Here is a 1,200-nt window from a genome sequence, read left to right on the forward strand (position 1 = left end):
GAACAGTGGAAATCTGCGTTTCTTGCTTTCAACTTCAAACCTATTGCGAGTGCATCCATAGGGCAAGTTCACCAAGCCTACAGCGATGCTGGCGATAATTTGGCAGTTAAAGTGCAATATCCCGGTATCAGAAAGAGCATCGACAGCGACGTCGATAATGTCGGTACGCTTTTGAAAATTGTTGGCCTTATCCCTGAGTCTGTTGACTATAAAGGACTGTTGGAAGAGGCGAAAAAACAGCTGCACGACGAAGCCAATTATGAGCGAGAAGCTCAGTTTGCCTGTAGATATCACGAGGCTCTACAAGACCATCCGCATTTTGTGGTACCAAAAATCTACCCGGAAATTTCATCCCAATCCGTTCTGGCTATGTCGTTCATTCAAGGGACGCCCATAGAGAAAATTGCAAACTACGACCAAGAAACTCGCGACTTTGTAATGCACAATTTGTTGGAACTGCTGTTTAAAGAACTGTTCGAATTCAAAATGGTGCAAACCGATCCAAACTTCGCAAACTATCTCTATCTTGAACAAAGTAAACAAATCGGGCTGTTAGATTTTGGCGCAACTCGCGAATACAGTGAACGTTTTAGTTCCGGTTATCGCCAAGCCTTTTCATCTGTCGTGAACGATGACGAACAAGGGCTCAACGATGCTTTAGAGCAAATAGGCTTTTTCGCCCAAAGCATCAAACCAGAACATAGAATGGCGATTTTAGATTTGTTCAAAATGGCATGCTAACCCATGCTAATTGATGAAGCTTATGACTTTAAAGCCAGCGGACTGGCGCAAAAACTGCGAGAAGCTGGAACAATTCTGAGTATGGAGCAAGATTATTGGCATACCCCACCAGCCGATGCCATATTCTTGCACCGAAAAATTGGTGGCATGTATTTGCTCGCCGCTCGAATCGGTGCAAAAGTAAACATTCGTCGATTAGTGCAACCATATCTCAAGATCAATATTGGATAGCCTATTGTTTTTCTGTCACTTTCAAGTACCTTGAGCAGTTATTCTGCGTCATCAACAGCCCACTTTATTGAGATTTATTGACTATGGTTAATGAACATAAGGTCAATAAGCAAAGTTAGCTGGCTGATTTGTCACGTATGACGCCACAACTTTATCCATGAAAACGAATTAACTATCGGGGGCTCGGTGAGCAAGTTTCAAGATCTCTCCACTCTAATCCAGCAAATT

At 42.9% G+C, this 1,200-nt stretch carries 1 pseudogene; it reads left to right on the plus strand.

What is annotated here, in order from left to right:
• A pseudogene (locus R7M72_RS25180) lies at positions 1-972 on the plus strand (ABC1 kinase family protein); the annotation flags it as partial.
• Positions 973-1,200: the final 228 nt, after the last annotated feature.

The organism is Vibrio sp. YT-18 (assembly GCF_033337345.1).
GTDB classification, from domain to species: Bacteria; Pseudomonadota; Gammaproteobacteria; order Enterobacterales; family Vibrionaceae; genus Vibrio; species Vibrio alginolyticus.